Source organism: Geodermatophilus sp. SYSU D00766, from assembly GCF_054049915.1.
In genome coordinates, this window is record NZ_JBJGYI010000013.1 from 1 (window position 1) to 26,246 (window position 26,246).

22 protein-coding genes are annotated in these 26,246 nt (G+C 77.3%); 7 read left to right on the plus strand and 15 right to left on the minus strand.

Features of this window, described 5'->3' with window-relative positions:
- Nucleotides 1-128: 128 nt before the first annotated feature.
- From ACI8AD_RS11905 to ACI8AD_RS11935, 7 genes are all read right to left on the minus strand, one after another.
- Complete coding sequence (locus ACI8AD_RS11905; protein ID WP_456870733.1) at nt 129-1,589, minus strand: benzaldehyde dehydrogenase; 1,461 nt, start codon at nt 1,587-1,589, stop codon at nt 129-131.
- A gap of 158 nt (nt 1,590-1,747) precedes the next feature.
- Nucleotides 1,748-2,149, minus strand: coding sequence for a 4-carboxymuconolactone decarboxylase (gene pcaC / locus ACI8AD_RS11910; RefSeq protein ID WP_456870734.1), 402 nt, complete (start codon nt 2,147-2,149; stop codon nt 1,748-1,750).
- Entirely contained in the window at nt 2,146-2,925 is a 780-nt protein-coding gene (gene pcaD, locus ACI8AD_RS11915; protein ID WP_456870735.1) for a 3-oxoadipate enol-lactonase, read from the minus strand. The genes pcaC and pcaD overlap by 4 nt, the downstream gene beginning before the upstream one ends.
- Entirely contained in the window at nt 2,922-4,250 is a 1,329-nt protein-coding gene (gene pcaB, locus ACI8AD_RS11920) for a 3-carboxy-cis,cis-muconate cycloisomerase (RefSeq protein WP_456870736.1), read from the minus strand. Before pcaB ends, pcaD begins: the two co-directional genes overlap by 4 nt.
- A 31-nt stretch (nt 4,251-4,281) precedes the next feature.
- A complete protein-coding gene (pcaG, locus tag ACI8AD_RS11925; protein ID WP_456870737.1) occupies nt 4,282-4,848 on the minus strand; it encodes a protocatechuate 3,4-dioxygenase subunit alpha in 567 nt (188 codons plus the stop codon).
- Nucleotides 4,845-5,600, minus strand: coding sequence for a protocatechuate 3,4-dioxygenase subunit beta (gene pcaH, locus ACI8AD_RS11930; RefSeq protein WP_456870738.1), 756 nt, complete (start codon nt 5,598-5,600; stop codon nt 4,845-4,847). Before pcaH ends, pcaG begins: the two co-directional genes overlap by 4 nt.
- A 69-nt stretch (nt 5,601-5,669) precedes the next feature.
- Nucleotides 5,670-7,370, minus strand: a complete 1,701-nt coding sequence (locus tag ACI8AD_RS11935; RefSeq protein WP_456870739.1) for an FAD-dependent oxidoreductase — start codon at nt 7,368-7,370, stop codon at nt 5,670-5,672.
- A gap of 241 nt (nt 7,371-7,611) precedes the next feature.
- Here ACI8AD_RS11935 and ACI8AD_RS11940 point away from each other — a divergent pair, with 241 nt between their 5' ends.
- Nucleotides 7,612-10,182 (plus strand): ATP-binding protein, encoded by a 2,571-nt coding sequence (locus ACI8AD_RS11940; protein ID WP_456870740.1) that lies wholly within the window; start codon nt 7,612-7,614, stop codon nt 10,180-10,182.
- A gap of 78 nt (nt 10,183-10,260) precedes the next feature.
- Here ACI8AD_RS11940 and ACI8AD_RS11945 read toward each other — a convergent pair whose 3' ends face one another.
- Nucleotides 10,261-11,106, minus strand: a complete 846-nt coding sequence (locus ACI8AD_RS11945; protein WP_456870741.1) for an acetoacetate decarboxylase family protein — start codon at nt 11,104-11,106, stop codon at nt 10,261-10,263.
- Nucleotides 11,107-11,202: 96 nt separating this feature from the next.
- On the opposite strand from ACI8AD_RS11945, the gene ACI8AD_RS11950 reads away from it, so the two are divergent.
- The gene (locus tag ACI8AD_RS11950) at nt 11,203-11,979 is read left to right on the plus strand and encodes an IclR family transcriptional regulator (protein WP_456870742.1); all 777 of its coding nucleotides are present in this window, start codon (nt 11,203-11,205) and stop codon (nt 11,977-11,979) included.
- A 51-nt stretch (nt 11,980-12,030) separates the two neighbouring features.
- Nucleotides 12,031-13,197, plus strand: coding sequence for a 4-hydroxybenzoate 3-monooxygenase (locus ACI8AD_RS11955; RefSeq protein ID WP_456870743.1), 1,167 nt, complete (start codon nt 12,031-12,033; stop codon nt 13,195-13,197).
- Nucleotides 13,198-13,218: 21 nt separating this feature from the next.
- Here ACI8AD_RS11955 and ACI8AD_RS11960 read toward each other — a convergent pair whose 3' ends face one another.
- The 4 genes from ACI8AD_RS11960 to ACI8AD_RS11975 form a co-directional block, all read right to left on the minus strand.
- Nucleotides 13,219-14,061, minus strand: a complete 843-nt coding sequence (locus ACI8AD_RS11960) for a hypothetical protein (RefSeq protein ID WP_456870744.1) — start codon at nt 14,059-14,061, stop codon at nt 13,219-13,221.
- Nucleotides 14,062-14,071: 10 nt separating this feature from the next.
- Nucleotides 14,072-15,559, minus strand: a complete 1,488-nt coding sequence (locus tag ACI8AD_RS11965; RefSeq protein ID WP_456870745.1) for a mannitol dehydrogenase family protein — start codon at nt 15,557-15,559, stop codon at nt 14,072-14,074.
- Between the two features lie 31 nt (nt 15,560-15,590).
- The gene (locus ACI8AD_RS11970; protein ID WP_456870746.1) at nt 15,591-16,529 is read right to left on the minus strand and encodes a ribonuclease Z; all 939 of its coding nucleotides are present in this window, start codon (nt 16,527-16,529) and stop codon (nt 15,591-15,593) included.
- 99 nt (nt 16,530-16,628) lie between these two features.
- Nucleotides 16,629-17,042, minus strand: coding sequence for a TFIIB-type zinc ribbon-containing protein (locus ACI8AD_RS11975; RefSeq protein ID WP_456870747.1), 414 nt, complete (start codon nt 17,040-17,042; stop codon nt 16,629-16,631).
- Nucleotides 17,043-17,105: 63 nt separating this feature from the next.
- On the opposite strand from ACI8AD_RS11975, the gene ACI8AD_RS11980 reads away from it, so the two are divergent.
- A complete protein-coding gene (locus ACI8AD_RS11980; RefSeq protein WP_456870748.1) occupies nt 17,106-18,176 on the plus strand; it encodes a DUF3616 domain-containing protein in 1,071 nt (356 codons plus the stop codon).
- 4 nt (nt 18,177-18,180) lie between these two features.
- On the opposite strand, the gene ACI8AD_RS11985 is transcribed toward ACI8AD_RS11980, so the two are convergent.
- The gene (locus ACI8AD_RS11985; RefSeq protein ID WP_456870749.1) at nt 18,181-19,341 is read right to left on the minus strand and encodes an MFS transporter; all 1,161 of its coding nucleotides are present in this window, start codon (nt 19,339-19,341) and stop codon (nt 18,181-18,183) included.
- A 129-nt stretch (nt 19,342-19,470) separates the two neighbouring features.
- On the opposite strand from ACI8AD_RS11985, the gene ACI8AD_RS11990 reads away from it, so the two are divergent.
- The 3 genes from ACI8AD_RS11990 (at nt 19,471) to ACI8AD_RS12000 (ending at nt 23,192) form a co-directional block, all read left to right on the plus strand.
- Complete coding sequence (locus tag ACI8AD_RS11990) at nt 19,471-20,646, plus strand: acyl-CoA dehydrogenase family protein (protein WP_456870750.1); 1,176 nt, start codon at nt 19,471-19,473, stop codon at nt 20,644-20,646.
- A gap of 7 nt (nt 20,647-20,653) precedes the next feature.
- Nucleotides 20,654-21,805: an acyl-CoA dehydrogenase family protein gene (locus tag ACI8AD_RS11995; protein ID WP_456870751.1), complete on the plus strand. Its 1,152-nt coding sequence runs from the start codon at nt 20,654-20,656 to the stop codon at nt 21,803-21,805.
- A 142-nt stretch (nt 21,806-21,947) separates the two neighbouring features.
- Nucleotides 21,948-23,192: a serine hydrolase domain-containing protein gene (locus ACI8AD_RS12000; RefSeq protein ID WP_456870752.1), complete on the plus strand. Its 1,245-nt coding sequence runs from the start codon at nt 21,948-21,950 to the stop codon at nt 23,190-23,192.
- An 84-nt stretch (nt 23,193-23,276) separates the two neighbouring features.
- Here the strand turns inward: ACI8AD_RS12000 and ACI8AD_RS12005 are convergent, their stop codons facing one another.
- A complete protein-coding gene (locus ACI8AD_RS12005; RefSeq protein WP_456870753.1) occupies nt 23,277-24,119 on the minus strand; it encodes an HDOD domain-containing protein in 843 nt (280 codons plus the stop codon).
- A 5-nt stretch (nt 24,120-24,124) separates the two neighbouring features.
- Nucleotides 24,125-26,161, minus strand: a complete 2,037-nt coding sequence (locus ACI8AD_RS12010; RefSeq protein WP_456870754.1) for a putative bifunctional diguanylate cyclase/phosphodiesterase — start codon at nt 26,159-26,161, stop codon at nt 24,125-24,127.
- Nucleotides 26,162-26,246 lie beyond the last annotated feature (85 nt).

Genomic DNA, 26,246 nt, shown 5'->3' on the forward strand with positions numbered 1-26,246 from the left:
CCCCCCCCCGAGCCCCCCGCCGCCCCCCCCCCCCCCCCCCCCCCCCCCCCCCCCCCCCCCCCCCCCCCCCCCCCCCCCCCCCCCCCCCCCCCCCCCCCCCCCCCCCCCCCCCCCCGGGGGGTGGGCGGTCAGAAGGGGTAGGCGGGCAGGTCGCCGCGCACGGTGACCCACTGGGTCTCGGTGAACGCCTCGACGTTGGCCTGCGGGCCGCCGTGGCGCGAGCCGGTGCCGGAGGCGCCGACGCCGCCGAACGGGGCGACCGCCTCGTCGTTGACCGTCTGGTCGTTGACGTGCACCAGGCCGCTCGGGATGCGCTCGGCGAGCTGGAGACCGGCGGCGACGTCGCGGGTGAGGATCCCCAGGGACAGCCCGTACTCGGTGCCACTCGCCAGGTCCACGACCTCGTCGAGGCCCGAGAAGGGCGTGACCGGGGCGACCGGGCCGAAGATCTCCTCGGCGTAGGCGGGGTGGTCGACGGCGACGCCGCCGAGCACCGTCGGCCGGTAGAAGAGCCCCTCGTACGTGCCGCCGGTGCGCACCGTGGCGCCCCGCTCGACGCTGGCGGTGACCAGCCCGTGCACGCGGTCGCGCTGGCCGGCGTCGATGAGCGGGCCGAGCGCCACCTCCTCGCGGAACGGGTCGCCGACCGGCAGCTCCTCGACCTTCTCGGTGAGCACGGCGGTGTACTCCTCGGCGATCGACTCGTGCACGAGGTGCCGGCTGGTGGCCATGCAGATCTGCCCCTGGTGGGCGAAGGTGCCCCACGCGCCGACGCTCGCCGCGGCGGTGACGTCGACGTCGGGCAGCACGATCAGCGCGGAGTTGCCGCCGAGCTCCAGGTGCGCCCGCTTGAGGTGCTGCCCGGCCAGCGCCCCGACCGCGCGGCCGGCCCTCGTGGAGCCGGTGAAGGCGATGACCCGGGTCTGCGGGACGGTGACCAGCGCCTCGCCGACGTCGGCGCCGCCGGGCAGCACCTGCAGCACCCCGGCCGGCAGACCCGCCTCCTCGAAGACCCGGGCGAACAGCGCGCCGCCGGAGATCGCGGTGCGCGGGTCGGGCTTCAGGACGACGGCGTTGCCGAGCGCGAGCGCCGGGGCGACGGCGCGGATGGCGAGGATGGTGGGCACGTTGAACGGCGCGATGACGCCGACGACGCCGGCCGGCAGGCGGCGGGCGAACGACAGCCGGGGGGCGCCGGTGCGCAGCACCTCGCCGTAGGGCAGGCCCGGCAGCGCGGAGGCCTCGTAGCACTCCTGCGCGCTGGTGTGGACCTGGAAGTCGCCGAAGGGCCGGATCGCGCCGGACTCCCGGGCCAGCCAGCCCGTGATCTCGTCGGCGTGCTCCTCGAGCACCTGACCGGCGCGGCGCAGGACGCGGGCCCGCTCCTCGAACGGCGCGGCCGCCCAGGCACGCTGCGCCCGCGCCGCCCGGCCGGCAGCCGCGGCGACGTCCTCGGGGGTCGCCCGCCCGACCGGCGCGATGACGTCGCCGGTGGCCGGCTCCACCGCGTCGTAGGTGCCGCCGGAGCCGTCGGTCCACGCGCCGGTCCAGACCCTGCCCTGCCACGCGCCGTCGTCCAGGAGTGCCACGTCGGTCCTCTCGCTCGGGTCGTTGCCGTCCCGATCCTCACCGAGGTGTCGTGGCCCCGCGCCGCATGCACTCTGGCGGAGCCCCGGACCGCGAGATCGGCGGACTCGTGGCCATCAGCCGCAGATCGCCACGAGACCGCCGATCTCGGTGCCGGCACTCAGCCGGCGCGCAGCTCCGCCAGCACGGTCGCGGCGACCGTGAACGCGTGGTTGGCGGCCGGCACCCCGGCGTAGACGGCGGCGTGCTGCAGCACCTCCGCGATCTCGGCCTCGCTGAGCCCGTTGCGCACCGCGGCGCGCACGTGCAGCGCGAACTCGTCCCAGTGCCGCAGCGCGACGCAGATCGACAGCGTCGCGATGCTGCGCTCCCGCCGCGCCAGCCCCGGCCGCTGCCACACGTCGCCCCACGCCGTCCGCGTGATGAAGTCCTGGAAGTCCGCGGTGAACGGCGTCGTGCCCGCCACCGCCCGGTCCACCCACGCGTCGCCGAGCACCTCGCGCCGGGTCCGCATGCCCGCCTCGCGGCGGGTGTCGTCGGAGTCGAGGGGCGCCTCGCTCACGCGTGCCGCCCCGCCGCGTCCAGGTGGGCCAGCAGCGCCCCGGTGACCTCCAGCGGCTGCTCCAGGTTGGGCAGGTGCGCGCCGGGATCGACGGTGAGCAGCGTCGAGCCGGCGATCCCGTCGGCGATCGCCTGCTGGTGCGGCGGCGGCAGCGCCGGGTCCTGCGCGCCGGACACCACCAGCGTCGGCGCGGTGACCCGGGCGAGGTCGCCGCGGCCGTCGAAGGTGCCGACCGCCTCACAGCACGCGGCGTACCCCTCGTCGTCGGCCCCGGCGATCATCGCCTCCAGCCGCGCCACCAGGTCGGGGTGCTGCGCGGCGTACGCCGGGGTGAGCCACCGGCCGACGATCGCCGGCGCCAGCGGCGCGGTGCCCCCCGCGCGGGCCTGCACCGCCCGGTCGAGGAACCCCTGCGGATCGGGCGCGGCCGAGGTACACAGCAGCGCCAGCCGGTCCACCCGCGCCGGCTCGCGCGCGGCCAGCCGCAGCGCCGTCATCCCGCCCAGCGACAGCCCGGCCACGTGCGCCCGCCGCACCCCGAGCCGGTCCAGCAGCGCCAGCACGTCGTCGACCAGGTCGTCGACGGTGCAGGGCCCGGGCGGCGCCGGGGACTCCCCGTGCCCGCGGGTGTCGTAGGTGACCACCCGGTAGCGCTCGGCCAGCGCCGGCACCTGCGGGTCCCACATCCCGCGGGTGGCGCCCAGGGAGTTGGACAGGACGACGACCGGCGCGTCGGCCGGCCCGTCCACGGTGTAGCTGACCTCGACCGCGCTCACGGCGCCCCCTCCACCAGCCTCTCGTGCTCGGCCAGCGCCGCGTCCACCTGCGCGCCGGCCTCCCCCACGTCCGGTGCGGCCGCGGCGAGCACCGCGGCGGCGTCGACGTCCTCGCGCGCGGCGACCAGCTCGGCCGGCGGCCGTCCCCGCTCCCGCGCCTCCCGGGCCACCGCGGCGGCCGCGTCGTGCGCAGCGCCCCGGCCCAGCGACGGCGCCAGCGCCTCGGCCAGCGCACCGGCCAGCGCCCCCTCGCCGGCCGCGGCCACGGTCGCCGCCATCCGCGCGACGTCGGGGCGCAGGACGCGCAGGCTCTCGGCCAGCCAGGACGCCGCCGACCCCACCGCGACCAGCAGGTCGGTGAGCGTGGGCCACTCGGCGTGCCAGGCGCCGGCCGCGCGCTCGTGCTCCTGCTCCATCGCGCCGAGCAGCGTGGCCACCAGCCCCGGCGCCCGCCGCGCGCACGCTCGCGCCGAGATCGCCGCCACCGGGTTGCGCTTGTGCGGCATCGCCGACGACCCGCCGCGCCCCTCCCCCGCCTCGGCGACCTCCGCGACCTCCGACTGCGCCAGCAGCACCACGTCGACGGCGACGGTCGCGACCACCCCGGCGGTCGCGCCCAGCGCCCCGGCGAGGTCGGCCACCGGCAGCCGCACCGTGGCCCAGGGCACGGCGGTCGCCACCAGCCCGAGCTCCCCCGCGAGCGCCGCCCGCACCGCGACCCCGGCCCCCGACGACGCCGCCAGCGTGCCCACCGCCCCGCCGTACTGCACCGGCAGCGTGGCCACCACCTCGGCCAGCCGCAGCCGCGCGCCGTCGAGCCCGGCCAGCCACGTCGCCGCCTTCAGCCCGAACGTCGTCGGCAGCGCCTGCTGCATCAGCGTCCGGCCCACGACCAGGTCGTCGCGGTGCTCGCGCGCCAGGGTCGCGCACCGGTCCGCGGCGACGGCCAGGTCGGCGTCGAGCGCGGCGACCGCCGCGCGGGCCAGCAGCACCAGCGCGGTGTCGACGACGTCCTGGCTGGTGGCCCCCACGTGCACCGCGACGGCGTCGCGCTCCCCCACCGCGTCCTGCAGCGCGCGCACCAGCGGCGGCACCGGGTTCCCCGCGTCGGCCGCGCGGGCGACGACACCGGCGAGGTCCAGCCGCGACGGGTCGGCGCACACCGCCGCCACCGCGTCGGCCGCGGTCGCCGGCACCAGGCCCACCGACGCCGCGGCCCGGGCCAGCGCCGCCTCCACCCGCAGCAGGGCGCGGATCCAGGCGTCGTCGGAGACGGCCGCCGCCGCACCGCCGCGGGCGAAGGTGCCGGCGAACAGACCCGTCACGTCGTCCTCCCCACCGCCGGCGCCGCCGCGCTCAGACGGCGAAGAAGACCGTCTCGCGGTCCCCCTGCAGGTGCACGTCGAAGCGGTAGCCGTCGTCGGTGGGCGTCGCCAGCAGCGTGGCGCGGCGGTCCTCGGGCAGCGCCCGCAGGACGGGGTCGGCGGCGTTGGCCTCCGCCTCGTCGGCGAAGTAGACGCGGGTGACGACGCGGTCGAGCAGGCCGCGGGCGAACAGTGAGACGTCGACGTGCGGCGCCTGCAGACCGCCCTCGCCGTCGGGCACGCGGCCGGGCTTGAGGGTGCAGACGGCGAACTCGCCGTCGGGCACCGTCTGCGCCCGGCCGAACCCGCGGAAGCCCGGGAACGCGACGGCGCCGCGCGGGTCGTCGGGGTGGTCGAAGCGGCCGTCGGGGTCGGCCTGCCACGTCTCGACCAGCGCGTCGGGGACGACCGCGCCCTCGCCGTCGAACACCGTGCCGCGGATCCAGATCGCGCCTGGGGTGCCGGCCGGGACGACGAACTCCCCGCCCTCCCAGGTCAGCCCGATCGCCAGGTACGGCCCGACGGTGGCGCTCGGGGTGAGCGGCAGCCGGGCGCTCACGCGACGTCCCCGTCGTCCTCGGTCTCGAACGGCGTCTGCTCGGCGCCGCGCAGCACGATGTCCCACTCGAAGGCCAGCGCCCAGGACTCGACGGTGCGGGCGTGGTCGTACCGGCTGACCGCCGCCGGCCGCGCGGCCTCGGGGATCGCGTTGTAGATCGGGTCCTGGAAGAACAGCGGGTCGTCGGGGAAGTACATCTGCGTGACCAGGCGCTGGGGGAAGGCCCGGCCGAACAGCGAGAAGTGGATGTGCGCCGGCCGCCAGGCGTTGTCGTGGTTGCGCCACGGGTAGGCGCCGGGCTTGACGGTGAGGAACTCGTAGCGGCCCTCGGCGTCGGTCAGCACCCGGCCCAGGCCGTCGAAGTGCGGGTCCAGCGGCGCCGGCCAGGTGTCGACGACGTGCCGGTAGCGGCCCGCCGCGTTGGCCTGCCAGACCTCCACCAGCGTGTGCGGCACCGGCCGGCCGTCGCTGTCGAGCACGCGCCCGTGGACGACGATGCGCTGCCCCACGGCCTCCCCGCCGGCCCGCCGGGTGAGGTCGGCGTCCTCGGGGCGCACGCGGTCCTCGCCGAGCAGCGGGCCGGTCACCTCGGTGAGCCGGTGCGGCAGGTCGACCGGGGTCCGCAGCGGCGCGCGCACCGCGGTGCTGCGGTAGTCGGCGAAGCCGACGGGGGTGCGCGCGGCGGGGTCCTCGCGCAGGTAGCGGGGCAGGTGCAGCCCCGCCGGAGCCGTCGCGGGGGTGGTGCGGGTCATACCGGCAACGTACGGCCGGGCCGGGACGGCTCCCAAGCGCTCCTCTCCGCTGGGCGGAAGGCGGCGGGGTCAGGTCCCGGCCGCGGCGCCGGAGAGCTCCGCGAGGTGCGCGTGCACCAGCGTCACGGCCAGCGCGCCCTCCCCCACCGCCGAGGCCACCCGCTTGACCGACCCCTGGCGCACGTCGCCGGCCGCGAACACCCCCGGCGTGCTGGTCTCCAGCAGCGCGGGCGGGCGGTCCAGCGGCCACGCCGGGGCGGCGTCGTCGTCGGCGAGGGAGGAACCGGTGAGCAGGAAGCCCCAGCGGTTGCGGGCCAGCGTCCCGGCCAGCCAGTCGGTGCGCGGCTCGCTGCCGATCATCACGAACAGCATCCCCGCCTCCTCGGTCTCCGCGCCGGTGTCGAGGTCGCGCAGCACGACGGTCTCCAGGACGTCGGTGCCGCTCCCGCCGACCACCTGGGCGCGGTACCGGATCTCGACCCGCGGCAGCGCGACCAGCTCCCGGATGAGGTAGTCCGACATCGTCTCGGTCAGCGACGCGCGGCGGACCAGCAGGGTCACCTTCTCCGCGTAGCGCGAGAGGTAGACCGCGGCCTGCCCGGCCGAGTTCCCGCCGCCGACGACGAACACGTGCCGGCCGGCCATCGCCGGTGCCTCGCTGACCGCCGCGCCGTAGAAGACGCCGCGGCCGGTGAAGGCCTCCAGCTCCGGCACGCCGAGCCGCCGCCAGGCGGCGCCGGTGGCCACCACGACCGTCCGCGCCTGCACGACCGAGCCGTCGTTGAGGGTGATCCGGTGCAGGCCGTTCTCGGTGGTCAGCGCCGTGGCGGTGCGCATGAAGGAGAACGTGGTGCCGAACGCCCACGCCTGCAGGTAGGCGGAGAACGCCAGCCGGCTGCCGCTGACGCCGGTGGGGAACCCGAGGTAGTTGCGGATCAGCGAGCTCGTGCCGGCCTGCCCGCCGACCGCCTCGCACTCCAGGTGCAGCGTGTCGAGCCCCTCGGACGCGGCGTAGACGCTGGCGCCCAGCCCGGCCGGCCCGGCACCGACGATGGCGACGTCGTGGACGGCGGTGGTGTCCAGCGGGTCGAACAGGCCGAACGCCTCGGCCACCTCCAGGTCGGTCGGGGCCTCGAGGACGGTGTGCTCCGGCCGGAAGCGGACGACGACCACCGGCAGCCGGGGCTGCTGGAGCTCCAGGTCGGCGAGCATCGCGCGACCCTCGGGCGAGCCGGCCTCGTAGACGCCGATCGGGATGCGGTTGCGGGTCATCTGGTCGCGCAGGTGCTGCGCGTGCGGGTCCCACCGGTCCCCGATGATCCGCACCGCCTCGAACCCGCCGCCCCGCCGCGAGGACCACTCGTCGAGGATCTCGGTGACCGAGCGGTGGAACTCCTCGTCGGCGCGGCCCTGCGGGGCGTACACCCAGCGGTCGAGCTGGCCCACGGTGATCGCCTCGAAGATGGGCCGGGCGGTCTCGAAGGCCCCCCAGCGCACCAGCGCCACCGCCACCGCGCCGGGGTACCGGCCGTGGCAGGCCCGCAGCACCTCCAGGCCGTCGGGGTCGGCCTCGCCCAGCCCGCCGAGCAGCACCGCCACGGGCGGGTCGCCGGCGGCGGTCAGCGCCGCCTCCACCTCGGCCGGGTCGTCGCCGGCGAGGACCCGGTAGTCGCTGCCGTAGCGGCGCTCCAGCTCCCGGGTGGTGGCCGTGCGGACGCCGGCGTCGCGGGCGACGACGACCAGCGCGGCGCCGGGCTCGTGGCCGGTCACGACGTCGCCCCGCGGGGACCGGGGGGAAGGGGTTGTCTCAGGGCACGGTGCACGAGGGTCTCCGAGTGCGCGCGTCCCCCGTGCGGTCGTCGGGCGCCGTCATGCAACCACCGTGGCAGGGGCGCTGTCACCGGGATACGGGACGTCTCGGCCGTGCCCGGGCCCCGCGCCCCAGGCCATAGACTCGCCGCGTCGGCGACCCGGACCGTCCGGGCGCCGGGCGACCGGGCGGGAGGTGCCCGTGACCGCAGCGGCGGACGTCCCCGGCGCCGCTCCGCCCGCCATCGCGACCCCCGACCGGCGGCTGCGGGTCTTCGTGTCCTCCACGCTCGAGGAGCTCGCCCCCGAGCGGCGCGCCGTCCGCGACGCCATCGCCCGCCTGCGGCTGACCCCGGTGATGTTCGAGCTCGGCGCGCGGCCGCACCCGCCCCGCGACCTGTACCGCGCCTACCTCGAGCAGAGCGAGGTGTTCGTCGGCGTCTACGGCGACAGGTACGGCTGGGTGGGCCCGGGCATGACCGTCTCGGGCCTGGAGGACGAGCTCGACCTGTCCGCCGGCATGCCGCGGCTGCTCTACGTCCGCACGCCGGCGCCCGACCGCGACCCGCGGCTGCGCGCGCTGCTCGAGCGGGTGCAGTCCGAGGGCGGCGTCTCCACCACCCCCTACCGCGACCCCGCCGAGCTCGCCGACCGGGTGGCCGACGACCTCGCGGTGCTGCTCAGCGAGCGCTTCGGCCGGCCGGTGGGCGCCCCGTCCGGGCTGGCGGCCGGCTGGCTGCCCACACCGCCCACGCCGATGGTCGACCGCGCCGCCGAGCTGGCCACCGTCACCGGCCTGCTGCGCGACGACGCGGTGCGGCTGGTGGCGCTCACCGGCCCGGGCGGCATCGGCAAGACCCGGCTGGCGCTGGCCGCGGCCGCCGCGGTCGAGGACGAGCGGGAGGGCGTCTGGTTCGTCGACCTCTCCGCCGTCCGGGACCCCGCCGACGTCCCCGGGGCCGTGGCCGAGGCGGTCGGGGTGTCGGCCGAGGGCAGCCGCCCGCTGCTCGAGCTGGTGGCCGACCGGCTGGCCGGCCGCTCCGCGCTGCTCGTCGTCGACAACCTGGAGCAGGTGACCGCGGCCGCCCCGCACCTGGCCACGCTGCTCGCCCGCTGCCCGGCCACGCAGCTGCTGGTCACCAGCCGCACCGTGCTGCGGCTGCGCGGTGAGCACGACGTGCCGATCGAGCCGCTCGGGACACCGGCCCGGGGCGCCGGGGACGCCGCCGCGGTGCGCGACGTCCCCGCCGTCGAGCTGTTCGTGGCCCGCGCCCGGCAGGCCGACCCCTCCTTCACCCTCACCGACGCCACGGCCGGGCCGGTCGCCGAGCTCGTCCGCCGCCTCGACGGGCTGCCGCTCGCGGTGGAGCTGGCCGCCGCGCGGGTGCGCACGCTCCCCCCGCGGCTGCTGCTGGCCCGCCTCGACCGCGCCCTGGACCTCGGCGACCTCGACGTCGACGTCCCCGACCGGCAGCGCACCCTGCGGGCCACGATCGCCTGGAGCCACGACCTGCTCGACGAGCGCGGCCGGGCGCTGCTGGCGCGGCTGTCGGTGTGCGCGGACGGCTGCACCCTCGACACCGCCGAGGCGGTGGGCGGCGACCTCGACGTCGTCGAGACGCTGTCGGACCTGGTCGGGCACAGCCTGGTGACCCCCACCGACACCGGCGACGGCGAGCCGCGGTTCCGCATGCTCGAGCTGGTGCGCGCCTACGCCGCCGAGCGGCTGCGCGAGCGGGGCGAGGAGGAGGCCACCCGCGTCCGGTGGGCGCAGCACCTGGCCGCGATGGGCGCCGACGCCGCCGCCGGGCTGGCCGGCCCGGCGGCGCAGCTGTGGCGCGCCCGGCTCGACGCCGAGACCGCCGACCTGCGGGCCGCGGTGCGCTGGGCGGTGGCCACCGACCGGGCCGAGCTCGCCGTGCGGCTGACCGCGCCGCTGACCCGCTGGTGGTGGGCGCGCGGGATGCTGCCGGACATGGCCGGCCTGGCCGAGCAGACCGCGGCGCTGCCCTCGGCCGCGGCCCTGCCCCCCGACCTCGCCGGGCGGCTGACCTGGTCGCGGGCCGCGATGCGGATCGCCCTGGGCTCCCCGGACACCGCGGCGCCGCTGGTCGACGGCGTGGTCGAGGACGCCCGGGCCCGCGACGACGCCTGGCTGCTCGGCCACGCGCTCGGCGCGCGGGCGATGACCCTGCCGCCCGGCGACCCCCGCGTCGTCCCGCTGCTCGACGAGGGCCTCGACCACCTGCGCCGCAGCGGCGACGGCTGGTCGGTGGCCTTCAGCGCGATGCTGCGCGGCGCGGTGGCGCTGGCCGGCGGTGACCTGCCCGCGGCCGAGCGCGTCGCCACGGAGGCGCTCGGCCTGGCCCGCGCCGCCGCCGACGACCAGCTCGCCGCGCTGCTCACCGACACCCTCGCGCTGGCCGCGCTGATGGGCGGAGACCTGGCGCGGGCGCGGGCCCGGCTGGACGAGGCCGCGGCCCTGCACCGCCGCACCCGCGACCTGGAGGGGCTGGCCTCCTGCCTGGAGGTGCTCGCCGGGCTGGCCCTCGCGCAGGGCCGGACCGCGGCCGCCGCCCGGCTGGTCGGCGCGGCCGAGGCCGCGCGCGCCGGGCTCGGGGTGGCGCGGTGGACCCCGCACCAGGCGCTGGCCGACCGGCTCCGCGAGGCGCTGCGCGGCGTGCTGGGTCCCGACGAGGAGGCGCGCGAGCGTGCCGCCGGCGCGGCGCTCGGCCCGTGGGCGACGCTGGACGCGGAGCTCGCGTCCGCCTGATCCAGTCGAAGGACCCCACTGCCCTCCACCGCTCGCAGGCTCGCGGCGGGCCCCTGCCAGCGGGGCCGTTCCAGCACGTCAGAGGACGGCTGCCTCGCGGTACTGGGGTAGAGGCCCGGTGCCGGGGTAGGCCACGGTGAACCGGCCGAACGCGGCGTCGCTGCCGGGGAACGGGGCGGCCGACACGCCGTCGACGGCCCCGAGCGGCCGGCCCGCCGGCAGCGTGCTGCGGTACCCGACGGCGCGGAAGGCCGTCAGCGCCGAGGAGGACAGCTCCAGCCGGCGCAGCCACTCGGCCAGCGGGTGCTCGCCCAGCACGAGCTCGGCCCCGCCGGGTCCCGGGTGCGCCTGCCACCGGGCGGCCACCGGGATGGTGGTCTCCAGCAGCCGCCCGTCCCGCACCGACCACAGCGTCCGCGACGGGCTGCCGCGCAGCGCCGGGCCGCGGGTCCGCACGGTGTGGGTGAGCACCTCGGCGCCGGCCTCCGACAGCCGGACGCGCTGCAGCGCGGGGGCGTCGAGGAAGTCCATGTCGCCGAGCCACTTGGGCAGCCCCCACGCCCCGCGGCCGAGGTCGCGCGCCTCCCGGGAGGTGACCGGCAGCTGCAGCACGAAGCCCCCGGTCGCCGGCCGGGCCCCGCCCCGCGCGGCCGGCCCGGCGAGGACGCCGGCGGTCACCCCGACCTCGCCGTAGGGCGCCACCGTGTGGGTCGCGCCGTCGGCGCCGGTCCAGGTGACCGTGCGGTAGCGGTAGGCGTGCACCGCCACCGGCGTGCGGCCGCCGGGCAGCGGGATCGGCCGCAGCAGCGGCCGGCCGCCCCGCCGCGGCAGCAGCGCGGCGACCGCCTCCGCCGAGGCGAGGTGGTATGAGCTGGCCACCGCGGTGTCGTGGTAGGCCAGCGGCAGCCGGACGGACTCGGTCATGCCCACCTCCCGGGCGTCGCGCCCAGCACACCGGTCCGCCGGTGGGAGCGGCAAGGCCCCGGTCCCGGGGCTTCCGCTGGGTGGGAGACTGCGCGCGTGGCAGGGGGTTCGGCGGAGCGCGGCCGGTCGGTGACCTCCCGCGCGCTGGCGATCCTCGACGCCTTCGACGCCTCGGCCCCCCGGCTGTCGCTCAGCGAGATCGCCGAGCGGTCGGGCACCCCGCTGACGACGACGCACCGGTTGCTCGCCGAGCTCACCGGCTGGGGCGCGCTGTCCCGCCGCGCCGACGGCCGCTACGAGATCGGCCGCAAGCTGTGGGACCTCGGCCTGCTGGCCCCCGTCTCCCTCGAGCTGCGGCAGGTGGCCGCGCCCTTCCTGCTCGACGTGCACACCGCCACCCGCGACACCGTGCACCTCGCCGTCCGCGACGGGACGAGCGCGCTCTACGTCGAGCGCATCTCCGGCCGCGAGTCGGTGCCGGTGGTCAGCCAGGTCGGCAGCCGGCTGCCGCTGCACGCCACCGGCGTGGGCAAGGTGCTGCTCGCCGCCGCCCCCGACGACGTCGTCGCCGAGGCCCTGGCCGCGCCCGTGCGAGCCACTCGGCACACCGTCGTCGACCCCGGGCGGCTGCGTCGCGAGCTCGGCGAGGTCCGCCGGCGCGGCTGGGCGCGCACCGCCGAGGAGATGTCGCTGGGCACGCTGTCGGTGGCCGTGCCGGTGCGGGTGGAGCGGGCCGGGAGCACCGTCGTCGCTGCGGCGCTGGGCATCGTCGTCCCCAGCCACCGGCGCGACCTGCCGCGGCTGGTGCCGGTGCTGGAGGTGGCCGCGCGGGGCATCGGGCGGGCGTTGGCCCGCACCGCGCCCTTCCGCTGACCGGGAGGACGCGGTGTCGCCGGGGGCGTCGCCCGGGTCACACTCGCCGGCATGCGCACCCAGGTGGGGATCATCGGCGCCGGCCCGGCCGGCCTGCTGCTGTCGCGGCTGCTGGCGCTGCAGGGCGTCGACTCGGTGGTGCTGGAGAACCGCTCGCGGGCCTACGTCGAGGCCCGCATCCGCGCCGGCATCCTCGAGCAGAACACCGTCGACGTGCTCACCGAGGCGGGGCACGGCGACCGGCTGCACCGCGAGGGCCTCGAGCACCGCGGCATCCACCTGCAGTACCCGGGCACCCGCGCCACGCTGGACTTCCCCGCGCTGTGCGGCCGCCGGGTCTGGGTCTACGGGCAGACCGAGGTGGTCAAGGACCTGGTCGCCGCCCAGCTCGCCGGCGGCCCGCCGCTGCACTTCGAGGTCTCCGACGTGGCGATCGAGGACGTCGACACCGACAGCCCGCGGATCCGGTTCACCGACGCCGACGGGGTCGCGCAGGTGCTCGAGTGCGACGTCGTGGCCGGCACCGACGGCTTCCACGGCCCGTCGCGCGCCGTCGTCGCGGCGGGCACTGCGCAGCGGCTGTGGGAGCGCACCTACCCCTACGCCTGGCTCGGGATCCTGGCCGACGCCGCCCCGGCCACCGACGAGCTGATCTACGCCTGGCACCCCGAGGGGTTCGCGCTGTACTCGATGCGCTCGCCGTCGGTGTCGCGGCTGTACCTGCAGGTGGACCCGTCGGAGCGGATCGAGGACTGGTCCGATGACCGCATCTGGTCGGGCCTGGCCACCCGGTTCGCGCACGAGGGCTGGGAGATCAGCACCGGCCCGGTGCTGGAGAAGTCGATCCTGCCCATGCGCTCGTTCGTCAGCACGCCGATGCGCCGCGGCCGGCTGTTCCTCGCCGGCGACGCCGCGCACATCGTGCCGCCCACCGGCGCCAAGGGCCTCAACCTCGCCGTCGCCGACGTCGTCCTGCTCTCCCGCGCGCTGGTGCGGCTGCTGCAGGAGAAGGAGACCGACCTCGCCGACGCCTACTCCGACACGGCGCTGCGGCGGGTCTGGCGGGCCACCCACTTCTCCTGGTGGATGACCTCGATGCTGCACACCACCGGCGACCCGTTCGACGCCGAGCTGCAGCTGTCCCAGCTGCGCCGGGTGTGCTCGTCGGAGGCCGCCGCCCGCGAGCTGGCCGAGAACTACACCGGCCTGCCGCTGTAGTCCTGGGGCGACCGCACCCGCTCAGTCGTCGGGCAGCAGCCCGGCGACGGCGTCGGCGGTGCCCGGCGCCAGCGGCAGGTGCGGCAGCACCCCGGTGACCTCCCCGGGCTCGAGCCCCTGCTCGAGCAGGACCGCCACCAGCCGGCCGGCACCGTCCGGCGGCACCGGCGTGGGCAGCCCGGACTCCCGGACGGCGGCCAGCGCGAGGAACAGCGCGCCCGACAGGTCCTCGTCGGGCTCCCGCGGCGGCGAGGGCTCCGCCGCCGCCCGCGCGGTGGCCTCGGCCGCGCGCACCAGCGACAGCGGCAGCCCCTCGGACTCCACCTCCAGCAGCGGCGCGCGGCCCAGCGCGGCCAGCACGAGGTGCTCGGCCTCGGTGCGCAGCGGCTCCTCCCACTCGCCGGCCCGCAGGACGTCGGCCGGGTCGGCGTCGCCGGGGTCCTCCCCCAGCTCGTCGAGCAGCTCGGCCCACTGGACCGGCCGGGTGCGGCGGGCGCGGTCGGCGGCGAGCACGCACGTCTCGTGCACGAACGGCTCGATCACCTCCCGGTCGAACCGGTCGGCGAACACCACACCGTCGGCGTCGACGGCGTTGAGCGCGTCCTGGAAGCTGCCGGGGCGGGCGTCGCCGAGCTCGATGCGGCCGTCCTCCTCCCCCGACAGCGGCTGGCCGTGCGCGGCGCGGTCGCCGATCGTCGAGCCGGTGGCCACCAGCCGGCCGCGCAGCCGCAGGTGGTGCGGCCGGTCGGACAGGCCCACGCTCCACGCGCACGCCTCGGCGATCAGCGCTGCCCGGCGCTCGCGGAGCACCTCGCGGCCGAGCAGGCCGAACCAGTCGGGTTCGTACGTCGTGCCGGGGAACACCCCACCGTTTCTACCCGGCCGTCCGCGCGCGCGGCCCGCGGACGAGGTCGGCCAGGGTGGCGCGGGTCCCCCGCCTCCGCAGCGAGGTCAGCGTGGCGGTGAAGGCGGCGGCCACCCGTGGGTCCTCGGCCAGGTCACCGAAGACGTCGGTCTCGCGGAGGAAGGCCAGCGGGTCGGCGTCGCGGACCCGGGCGAGCAGCGCGTCGCGCCGCGGGTCGCGGAGCTCCAGGGGCCGGCCGGCGTCGTCGGTGCCGTCCGCGGTGCGCGCCCAGGCGGCGAGGACGGCGACCGACCGGCGGAACTCCCGGCCCGCCGCGAGGTCGGCGCGCAGCACCGGCAACAGGAACTGGGGGATGCGGTCGGAGGCGTTCTCGCAGATCCGGGCCAGGGTGTCGCGGACGGCGGGGTTGGCGAAGCGGCCCACCAGGTCGGCCTTGTACCGCCGCAGGTCGAGGCCGGGCACCGGAGCGAGGGTGGGGGTGGCCTCGTCGTCGAGGTAGCCGAGCAGGAACTCCCGCAGCAGCGGGTCCTGGCAGGCCTCGTGCACGTACTCGTGGCCGGCCAGCCGGCCGAGGTGGCCGAGCACCTGGTGGCCGGCGTTGAGCAGCCGCAGCTTCACCAGCTCGTAGGGGGCGACGTCGTCGACGAGCTGCACGCCGACGTCCTCCAGCGGCGGCCGGCCCGCGGGGAAGCGGTCCTCCAGCACCCACTGCGTCCACGGCTCGCAGACCACCGGCCAGGCGTCCTCGACGCCCGTCGCGGCGAGCGCGGCCCGGTCGGCGTCGGTGGTCACCGGGGTGATCCGGTCGACCATCGAGCCGGGGAACGGCACCTCGGCGGCCACCCACTCCCCGAGCGCGGCGTCGCGCAGCGCGGCGAAGGCGGCGAACGCGTCGCGGGCCAGGTGCCCGTTGCCGGGGATGTTGTCGCACGAGGCGACCGCGAACGGGGCCAGCCCGCGCTCTCGGCGGCGCACCAGCGCCTCGGTGACCAGACCGAACGTCGTCCGCGGCGCCGCGCCCGGTCGCAGGTCGGCGAGGACGCCGGGGTCGGTGGTGTCGAAGGCGCCGGTGTCCGGTGAGGTGTTGTAGCCGCCCTCGGTGACCGTCAGCGTCACGATCCGGGTGCCGGGCGCGGCCATCCTCTCCACGACGGCCTCCGGGTCGTCGGGCGCGAGCAGGTACGCCACGATCGAGCCGACCACCCGCGCGTCCAGGAACCCGTCGGGGTGCTTGACCACCACCGTGTACAGGCAGTCCTGCGCCGCCATGACCTGCTGCATGCGCCGGTCGGCGGGCAGCACGCCGACCCCGCAGATCCCCCAGTCCCGCCCCTGCCCCGCCTCCAGCAGCCGGTCGACGTAGACCGCCTGGTGCGAGCGGTGGAAGCCACCGACGCCGAGGTGCACGATCCCGGTCGTCACCGCCGACCGGTCGTAGCGCGGGGTCCACACCGAGGGGCTCAGCCGGGAGAGCGTGGTGGCGTCGAGCCGGGTCATCGGGCGTCCTCCTCGGGGGCGGTCCCCCGGGCTACCCGCCCCGGCCGTCCTCACCCACCGCGCGCGGGGGCACCGGCACGCGCTGCAGGTCGGCCGCGACGACGAGGTCGCCGTCGTACTCGGTGCGGGCCTCGTCCTCGAACCGGCGGGGGTCGTCGTAGCGCTGCGAGAAGTGGGTGAGCACCAGCCGCCGCACCCCCGCCTGCGCCGCCACCCGCGCCGCCTGCCGCGCGGTCAGGTGGCCGTAGCGGTGGGCCAGCGCCGCGTCCTCGGCGAGGAAGGTCGACTCGACGACCAGCAGGTCGGCGCGCTCGGCGAGCGCGGCGACGCCGTCGCACAGCCGGGTGTCCATGACGAAGGCGAAGCGCTGCCCCGGGCGCGGGGCGCTGACGTCCGCCAGGCGCACCGTCGCCTCCCCCACCCGCACCGCACCCTCGCGCTGCAGCCGGCCGACGTCGGGCCCGGCCACCCCGGCCGCGGCGAGCCGGTCGGGCAGCATCCGCCGGCCGTCGGGCTCGACGAGGCGGTAGCCGAACGACGGCACCGGGTGCTCCAGCCGCCGCGCCTCGATCGTCCCGGCGGGGTCCTGCGCCAGGACGCCGTCGCCGTGCACCGGCTCCTCCCGGACGTCGACGAGGTCGGCGAAGAGCGAGGCGTGCCGCAGCCGGTCGAAGAAGACCTGCCCCGACGCCGGGTAGTGCGCCACCACCGGGTGCGCGACGCCGTCGAGGGACATCCGCTGGACGACGCCGGGCAGGCCCAGGCAGTGGTCGCCGTGGAAGTGGCTGACCAGCACCCGGTGGACGGCGCTGCTCGGCACCCCGGCCAGCAGCATCTGCCGCTGGGTGCCCTCGCCGGGGTCGAACAGGAAGCCACGGCCGTCCCAGCGCAGCAGGTACCCGTTGTGGTTGCGGGTGCGGGTGGGCGCCTGGCTGGCGGTGCCGAGCACGACCAGCTCCCGCCCCGCCACGGCCGGGAACCTACCGCCGCCCGGCAGGTGACGTGCTGGAACGGCCCCGCTGCAGGGGCCCGCCGCGAGCCTGCGAGCGGTGGGGGGCAGCGGGGTCCTTCATCCGAAGAGGTCGGACAGGAAGGACTCCTTGCGCTTCTTGCCGTGCGAGCCGTGGCCGCCGTGCCCCGACCCGTGCGACGACGAGCGGCCCACCGCGCCGAGCACCTCGTTCACCACCGCGCCCAGGCCCGCGCCGCCCGCGGCCGGGTACTGCGCGCCGTGCTGCTGGGGAGCGCCGTACTGCTGCTGGGGAGCGCCGTGCTGCTGGTGCTGGGGCTGCTGGTGCTGGGGCTGCTGCCCGGGCCGGGCACCGGCCGCCGCGCCGTGCCAGGAGTTCTCCGCGTCGATCAGCCGCTCGAGCTCACCGCGGTCGAGGAAGATGCCGCGGCACTCGGTGCACTGGTCGACGTGCACGCCGTTGCGCTCGTAGGTGCGCATCGCGCCCTGGCACTTGGGACAGACGAGATCCATGCCGAACGGTACGACGCTCGGAAGGGCCCCGGACAGCGTCGACCCGTGCCACAGTGCGCGCCCGTGACGACGACCCGCACGGTGACCCTCCGGTTCGGCTCGGCCTCCCGGGCGAGCCTGACGCACACCAACCTCTCCGCCGTCCGCAGCGACGGCCCGGTGCTCTGGGTCGCCGGCGACGAGACCGCCACCATCGAGCGGCTCGTCGCCGACGACCCCGCCTCCCCCACCTGCTACGGCGACCAGACCACCTTCTCCCTCGCCGACCTGGTGCCCCTCCCCGGCGGCACCGGCCCCGACGTCGAGGAGGAGGCCGACATCGAGGGCATCGCCCGCCACGACGGCGCGGTGTGGGCGGTGGGCTCGCACAGCCTGCGCCGCCGCCGGATCCGCGACGAGCACGACGGCGCCAGGGCGCTGCGCCGGCTGGCGACCGTGACCGGCCAGCCGCGGCGGCAGGTCATCGTGCGGATCCCGGTGGTCGACGTCGACGGGCTGCCCACCCTGGTCAAGGACGACGGCACCCGCAGCGCCGCCGTCTTCGGCGCCCGCGGCAAGGACCTGCGCGACCTGCTCGCCGACGACGAGCACCTCGGCCCGTTCCTGTCGATCCCGAGCAAGGACAACGGCCTCGACGTCGAGGGCATCGCCGTCGCCGGCGACCGGGTGTACCTCGGGCTGCGCGGGCCGGTGCTGCGCGGCTGGGCGGTCGTGCTGGAGCTGCGGCCCGAGGTCGACGAGCGCGACCCCGCCCGGCTGCGCCTGCGCAGGTTCCCCGACGGCCGCCGCTACCGCAAGCACGTGCTGCGACTGGCCGGCCTCGGCGTGCGCGACCTGTGCCCCCACGGGGAGGACCTGCTGGTGCTCGCCGGGCCGACCATGGACCTCGACGGCCCGGTCCACGTCTACCGCTGGCACGGCGCGCTGGTGTGCGAGGAGCCGACCGTCGTCCGCGGTGACCTGCTCACCCGCGAGCTGGTGCTGCCCTTCGGCGACGGCGACGACCACGCCGAGGGGATCGGCCTGCTCGGCGACCCCGCGGACGGCCGGCTGCTCGTCGTCTACGACAGCCCCGCACCCGAGCGGCTCACCGACGACGGCGGCGTGCTCGCCGACGTCGTCCCGCTGCCCTGAGCGCTCAGCCGATCCGCACCGGGCGGGCGGCGGCCACGCCGGCCGCCGCCAGCCCGGCGCCGAGCGCGAGCAGGAGCAGCAGCGGCGCGGTCCACCCGCCGCTCGCCTGCGACAGCGCACCCACGACGACGGGGCCCGCCGCGCCGACGGAGTAGCCGACCAGCTGGCTCATGCCCGACAGCCGGGCGGCGGTGCCGGCGTCGGCCGAGCGCAGCACGACGAGGGTCACCGCCAGCGCGATGCCGGCGCCCTGCGCGAGCCCGCCGAGTCCCGCCCACAGCGGCCAGCCGCCGGGGGCCACCAGCAGCCCGGCGACCGGCACGGTCCACAGCGCCGCGACGGCGAGCGCGAGCCCGGTCTGGCCCGGCCGGCGGGCGAGCACCGCGGGCACCAGCAGGCTGCCGGCGATGCCGAGCACCTGGAACACCGACGCGGCCAGCGAGCCGGTGGCCGCGTCGGCCCCGGCGCGGTCGGCCAGCAGCGTCGGCAGCCAGGCGGTGAGGGAGAAGTACAGCGTCGAGTGCAGGGCCTGCACCGCGGTCACCGCCCAGGCCAGCGGTGAGCGCCACAGCCGCACGGCGCCGGCCGGTGCCGCGGGGGCCGGGCCGGCGACGACGGCGTGCCGGGCGGCCCGCGCCCACACGACGGCGGCGACCACCGCCGGCAGCCCCTGGGCGGCCAGCGCACCGCGCCAGCCCAGCACGGCCGCCAGCGGCGCGGTGAGCGCGGCGCCGGCGGCGGCACCGGCCACCAGCGCCGCGGTGTAGAGACCGGTCACCGTGCCCGCCGACCGGCCGAAACCGGCCTTGACCACCGCCGGCAGGAGCACGTTGCCCACCGTCATCGCCGCGCCCACCAGCAGCGTGCCGGCCAGCAGCACCGGCGGCCCGCCGAGCACCCGCAGCCCCTGGGCGGCGGCGAGCAGCAGCAGCGACCCGAGGACGGCCGGCCCCGCGCCCAGCCGCCGCCCGACCGCGGCCGCCGCCGGCGCGAGCAGCGCGAAGCACAGCACCGGCAGCGCGGTCAGCAGCCCGGCGGCCGCCGCCGACAGCCCCAGGTCGGCCCGCACGTCGTCGAGGACCGGGCCCACCGCGGCGATCCCGGCGCGCAGGTTGACGGCGGTGAGGAGGACCGCGGCCAGCAGCAGGCGGTCTCCCCCGAGCACCGGCCCATCCTGGGGCCCGGACACGCCCGCGGCGCCCGGGGACTCAGACGTACTCCCGAGTAACCGGTGTGGGATCGTCGGGGGACACGTCGAGACGGCGTGCCAGGACGCCGTCAGGAGAGAGGTCCCATGCGGTTGCAGCTTTCCCCGGAGATGGAGGCCTTCCGGGATGAGATGCGCACCTTCTTCACCACCCGGGTGCCGCAGGAGATCCGCGACACGATCGCGGCCCACCGCCACCTGACCCGCGACCAGTACGTCGAGGCCCAGCGGGTCCTCAACGCCGCCGGGCTCGCCGTGCCGCACTGGCCGGTGGAGTGGGGCGGCCGGGACTGGACGCCGCTGCAGCGCCACATCTGGCGCGAGGAGATGCAGCTGGCCAGCGTCCCCGAGCCGCTCGCGTTCAACACCAGCATGATCGGCCCGGTCGTGGCGACCTTCGGCAACCAGGAGCAGAAGGAGCGCTTCCTGCCGGCCACCGCCAACCTCGACATCTGGTGGTGCCAGGGCTTCTCCGAGCCCGACGCCGGCTCCGACCTGGCCTCGCTGCGCACCACCGCCGTCCGCGACGGCGACGACTGGGTGGTCAACGGCCAGAAGACCTGGACCACCCTCGGCCAGTACGCCGACTGGATCTTCTGCCTGGTCCGCACCGACCCGACGGCGGAGAAGAAGCAGCGCGGCATCTCGATGCTGGTCTTCCCGATGGACTCCCCCGGCGTCACGCTGCGGCCCATCCAGCTCATCGACGGCGGCCACGAGGTCAACGAGGTCTTCTTCGAGGACGTCCGGGTGCCCGCCGAGAACCTGATCGGCGAGGAGAACCGCGGCTGGGACTACGCCAAGTTCCTGCTCGGCAACGAGCGGGTGGGCATCGCCCGCGTCGGCGCGACCAAGAAGCTCATCGCGCAGGCCAAGCAGCACGCCCGCGAGATCACCTCCGGCGGCCGCCCGCTGTCGGAGGACCCCCGCACCGCCGCGCGCATCGCCGAGCTGGAGAACGAGCTGCTGGCCTTGGAGCTCACCGCGCTGCGCGTCGTGGCCAACTCCGCCGACGGCAAGCCGCACCCGGCCTCCTCGGTGCTCAAGCTCCGCGGCTCGGAGCTGCAGCAGGCGGCCACCGAGCTGATCGTCGACATCGCCGGCCCGCTGTCGCTGGCCTCCTTCGCCGACGGCGGCTCGGAGGTCCCCGACTGGGCCCGGGTGGCCACGCCGCAGTACCTGAACTACCGCAAGGTCTCCATCTACGGAGGCAGCAACGAGGTCCAGCGGACCATCATCGCCGGCACGATCCTGGGGTTGTGAGGTAGTCGTGGACTTCACCTACGACAGCGAGCAGAGCGACCTGCGGGAGGCCGTGCGCGGCCTGCTGCAGCGGGCCTACGCCGACAGCGAGCGACGCCGCCAGGTCGTCGCCACCGACCCGGGCTTCGACGAGAAGACCTGGGCTCAGCTGGCCGAGATGGGGGTGCTCGGCCTGCCCTTCGCCGAGGCCGACGGCGGCATGGGCGCCGGCCCGATCGAGGTCGGCATCGTCGCCGAGGAGCTGGGCCGCGTCCTCGCGCCCGAGCCCTTCGTCGAGTCCGTGGTGCTGGCCGGCGGCCTGGTCGCCGCCGTCGGCACCGCCGCGCAGCGCAGCGCCGTCCTCGGGCCGCTGTCGGAGGGCTCGAGCGTGCTCGCGTTCGCGCACGCCGAGCCGGCCACCCGCTGGAGCGCCTCGGCGTCGGCCGTCACCGCCGCCCCCGACGGCGAGGGGTGGCGGCTGACCGGTGTCAAGGAGCCGGTGCCGGGCGGCGCCCGCGCCGACGTCCTGGTGGTCTCCGCCGTCGTCGACGGCGGCACCGCGCTGTTCCTCGTGCAGGGCGACGCCGCGGGGCTGACCCGCACCGGCTACCGCAGCCACGACGGCAGCCGCGCGGCCCACCTCGCCTTCGACGGCACGCCCGCCGAGCTGCTCGGGGAGGGGACCGCCGACCGCGGCGCCGACGTCGAGCGCGCCCAGGCCCTCGCCCGGATCGCCTACGCCAACGAGGCGGTCGGGGCGATGGACACCGCGCTGAAGACCACCGCGGAGTACCTCAAGACGCGCAAGCAGTTCGGCGTCACGCTCAACCGGTTCCAGGCGCTGACCTTCCGGGCGGCGGACATGTACGTGTCGCTGGAGCTGGCCCGCAGCACCGCGCTGTGGGCGAGCATGGTGGCCGACGCCGGCGGCGACGTCGTGGCCGCGGCGAACCGGGCGCGGCTGCAGACCAGCCGCGCCGGCCGCCACGTCGGCAAGGAGGCCATCCAGCTGCACGGCGGCATCGGGGTCACCGCGGAGTACTCGGTCGGGCACTACACCAGCCGGCTCACCGCGATCGACCACCTGCTCGGCGACGGCGACTGGGCCGCCGACCGCCTCGCCGAGTCCGTGGACTCCTACCCGACGGTCGACCCGCTGGGCGCGCCCTACACCGCGTGAGGACCTCCCTGCCCCCCGCCACTCGCGCGCTCGCGGCGGGACCCTGCAGGGAGGCCACGTGTCCGGCTAGCGGCCGGCGTCCCCGTACCGGGGGCGCCGGCCGCGGTCGCCCCGGGGCGCGCAGGACCTAGGGTCGCCTGCCGTGCACGTCGCCTGGCTGTCGGTCCCGCTCGTCCTCGGCGTCCTGCTGGCCTGGGCGGCGGCGCGTCCGGTGCGCCGCCGCCGCGGCCGGGTCGCGGCCGGGCTGGTGGCCGTCCTGGTGTGGACCGCGGTCGCCGCCGGCGGGCTGCAGCTGTGGGCGCGGGCGTCCCTGGACACCTCCGGGGTGGCGCGGGCGCTGGTGTGGATGGACGCCGACGTCGACGACCGCCTCCGCTTCCCCGCCCTCCCGATCCCCGCCGGGGACACCCCGCTGCCGCTGCGCTCCGGCGCCCTGCCGCCCGGCGTCCTCGAGGAGGTGACCGTGCCCGGGTCGGGCGAGGAGGACCTCGACGCGCTGCTCGACCGCACGCAGACGACGGCGTTCGTCGTGCTCCGCGGCGACGAGCTGCTGGTCGAGGAGTACGGCGAGGGCCAGTCCCGGGAGTCGCTGCAGACGTCGTTCTCCGTGGCCAAGTCGGTGCTGTCGACGCTGGTGGGCACCGCGATCGCCCGCGGGGAGATCGGGAGCCTCGACGACCCGGTCACCGCCTACGTCCCCGAGCTGGCCGAGCGCGACCCCGACACCGCCCGCATCACCCTGCGGCACCTGGTCACCATGTCCTCGGGCCTGGCCTACGAGGAGCAGGGCCTGCCGTGGAGCGACGACGCGCGCACCTACTACGACCCCGACCTGCGCGCGCTCGCCCTCACCGTCGAGGTCGTCGAGCCGCCCGGGCGCACGTGGCTCTACAACAACTACAACCCGCTCCTGGTCGGGCTGGCGCTGGAGCGGGCCGTCGGCCGGCCGGTCGAGGAGTACGCCGCCGAGGTGCTGTGGGGCCCGATGGGCGCCGAGGCCGACGCGAGCTGGAGCGCCGACAGCGAGGCCACCCGCTTCCCGAAGATGGAGAGCGGGGTCAACGCCCGCGCGGTCGACTTCGCCCGCTTCGGGTTGCTGTTCGCCCGCGAGGGCCGCGCCGGGGACGTGCAGGTGGTGCCCGCGGAGTGGGTCGCCGAGGCCACCCGCCGTGACACCACCACCGACCCGGCCGAGCACTACCAGTACTGGTGGTGGGTCGACACCGAGCGGGAGGGCCGCTTCTCCGCCCGCGGCAACAAGGGCCAGTTCGTCTACGTCGACCCGGCCTCGGACGTCGTCGTCGTCCGGACGGGGCGGGAGGCCGTGCTCGAGGACTGGCCGGCGGTGCTGCGCGACGTCACCGACCGGGTGCTCGCCGCGAGCTGATCGTCTCCGGCCGGAGTCCGGTCAGACGGCCTCCCTGCAGGGGCCCGCCGCGGGCGTGCGAGCGGTGGGGGGCAGGGAGGTCCTTCACCCGACGACGGCGCGGCGCAGGTCCTCGGCCGCGATGGCGACCTGCTCCAGCACCGCCGCGACGCCGTCCTCGCGCAGCAGCCCGCCGCCGAGCCGCTCCACCGGCACCGGCTCGTGCGCGGGGTCGGCGTGGCGGGCACCGAGCTCGGAGGCGACGCGCAGCAGCGCGCCGTCGGGCGCGGTGGGGTCGTCGGCGGCGGCCAGCGGGACGACCATCACCGGCGGGAACCCCCACTGCTCCAGGGCGACGGCCGACAGCCGCAGCGCCGAGATGCCGTAGCGGCACACCTCGGCGGTGCGGCGCGCGGCCGAGGAGCGGTGCGCGACGGCCAGCGCGCGGTAGCCCGCCGGGTCCTCGCCGTGCAGCAGCGCGGCCCCGACCTGGGCGAGCAGCCCGAGGCACAGGGCGTCCTGCGGCCGGGTGCCCGACCGCGGCGCGAGCACCGAGGCGGCCAGCGCCACACCGGTGCTGCGCGCCCAGAACCCCTCGGGCAGGTGCTCCTCGTCGTCGAGGCAGGTGAGCGCGACCGTCGCCATGGTCCGCACGGCGGTGAAGCCGACGACGGTGACGGCGAACTGCAGCGTCGTCGCCCGGCCGGTCATGCCGAAGTAGGCGGAGTTGGCCAGCTTCATCACCCGGCCGGCCAGGGCGACGTCGCCGGCGAGCACCTCGGCCAGGCGGGCCGCGCTGGCGTCGTCGGTGCTGGCGACGGCGACCACCTGGGCGGCCACCGGCCGCTGCCCGGCCATCGTGTCCATCCCGGCCAGCAGCCGGTCGAGGTCGACCGCCGGGGGCGTGCCCAGCGACAGCCCGCCCGCGGCCGGCACGATCGGCGACACCGCGGTCACCGGGCACCGACCCAGGCGGCCGTGGCGGCGCCGTCCATCGGCCGGGCCAGGGAGAAGCCCTGCAGGTAGGTGGCCCCGAGCTCGGTCAGCGCCGCGACCTGCGCGGGGGTGGCGACGCCCTCGGCGACGGTGGACAGCCCCAGGCTGCGGGCCATCGCGATGACGGCGGTGGCGATCTCGGCGTGGCCGTCGGCGAGCTCGGCGACGAAGGAGCGGTCGACCTTCAGGCAGGTCACCGGCAGGTGCCGCAGCGAGGCCAGTGACGAGTAGCCGGTGCCGAAGTCGTCGATGGCGACCGCCACACCGAGGTCGCGCAGGCCCTGCAGCACCGCGCGGGCGGCGGCGGGGTCGGTCATCAGCGCCGACTCGGTGATCTCCACCGACAGCCGGGCGGGCGCGAGGCCGTGCCGGTCGAGCGCGGCGACGACCGCGTCGCGCAGGCCGCCGTCGAGCTGCAGCGCCGAGACGTTGACGTTGACCCGGGGCGGGGCGGCCGGGCCGAGCTCGCGGTCCCACACCGCCACCTGCCGGCAGGCCTCGTCGAGCACCAGCAGGCCGAGCGCGCCGATCAGGCCGCTCTCCTCGGCCAGGGCCACGAACGTCGCCGGGCTGATCGGCCCGTGCTCGGGGTGCACCCAGCGGGCGAGCGCCTCGACGGCGTCGAGCGACCCGTCGCCGGCGGCGAGGATCGGCTGGTAGTGCAGGCCCACCTCGCGCCGCTCGATCGCGTCGCGCAGGTCGGCGACCAGCCGCAGCTTGGCGCGGGCCTCGGCGCGGCCGGCGCGGTCGAGCACCCGCACCCGGCCCTTGCCCCCGGCCTTGGCCTGGTACATGGCGATGTCGCAGTCGCGGACCAGGTCGGCGGCGTCGGCGTGCTCGGGCGCCTGCACGGTGACGCCGATGCTGGCGTGCGGCCGCAGCAGCACCCCGGCCAGCGACACCGGCGCGGCGAGCGCGGTGCCGATCCGCCCGGCCAGCGCCGTGGCGGCCGCCTCGTCGACGCCGTCGCAGACGACCACGAACTCGTCGCCGCCGAAGCGGGCCACGAGGTCGCCGGGGCGGACGGTGGCGCGCAGCCGGGCGGCGACCACCACCAGCAGCTCGTCGCCGGCGTCGTGGCCGAGGGAGTCGTTGACCACCTTGAAGTCGTCGAGGTCGAGGAACAGGCAGGCCAGTCCGCGGCCCCCGGCGGTGAAGCGGGCGGCGAGGTGCTGGTCGAGCAGGGTGCGGTTGGGCAGGCCGGTCAGCGGGTCGTGGGAGGCCTGGTGGGCCAGCCGCGCCTCGAAGGCCAGCCGCTCGGTGACGTCCTCGACGGTGCCCAGGAAGCCGGCGCCGGAGCCCGGGGTGAACACGTGACCCAGCCGCAGCAGGGCGGACCGCTCGGCGCCGTCGGCGCGCACCAGCCGGGCCCGCACCTCGCCCTCCGCGCCCGGGCCCTCCCCGCTCGCGAGGACGGCGGCCACCGCCTCGACGACGGCACCGAGGTCGTCGGGGTGCACGCAGCCGGTCCAGCCGGTGCCGAGCAGGTCCCCGGCGGGCCGGCCGACGAGCCGGCAGAAGGCGTCGTTGACGTGCGCCAGCCGCATGCCCTGCTCGGAGAGGACGGTCGGCACCGGCGAGCGCGCGGTCAGGGTGGCGAACCGGCGCTCGGCGGCCACGGCGGTCGCCCGGGAGGCGCGCTCGGCGTCGGCGGCCCCGGTGGTCACCGCCAGCGTCCACGACCGCCCGGAGGGAGCCGGGGTGGCCCGGACGACGGCGTCGACGAGCCGCCCGTCGGCGGTGCGCACCGGCAGCGCCAGCCGCGCGGTGCGGCCGCGGCGGAGCAGCACCGGCAGCTCCCCGACCGGCAGGGTCGGCAGCAGCGCGGGGACCGGCGTGCCGCCCGGCACGGGGCCCAGCAGCGCGGTGGCGCTGGCGTTCGCCCAGGTGACCCGCGGCGGGCCGTCGGCGGCCCCGACGACGACCAGCGCGGGCCCGTCGCCGCCGGCCGCCGCGGCGAACACGGCGGCCACCACCTCCGGGCTGGCGGGCACGGGGTCCTCCCTGCTGTCGGTCGGGCTGTCGGTCGGGCTGTCGGTCGGGCTGCTCGTCGGGCCCCGGTGCGGGACTCCCCGGGAC